1 protein-coding gene is annotated in these 237 nt (G+C 52.3%); it reads left to right on the forward strand.

Annotated elements, in window-relative coordinates; translation table 11 throughout:
* Nucleotides 1–237: S24 family peptidase (locus Q4563_RS22535; protein ID WP_303606134.1), on the forward strand; the 237-nt coding region annotated here is incomplete at both ends.

The following is a 237-nucleotide window of genomic DNA, read 5'->3' on the forward strand; positions in this document are numbered from 1 at the left end:
GTTCAGAAGAGGTATCACGAAAACTGGCATTTAGACGTAAGTGGCTGAAATTTAAAGGGTTACATGAAAAGGATTTGGTGGTTGTGTTCGCCAAGGGCGATTCGATGGAACCGACCATCAGCGACAACAACACCATCATGGTGGACACCAGCGACACCAGCCCCCAGGACGGGCGCATGTACGTGATTCGGGTCGATGGCCATTTGCTAGTCAAGCGCACCCAGATCCTTCCAGGGC

The sequence above is a fragment of the Gilvimarinus sp. 1_MG-2023 genome, from assembly GCF_030548285.1.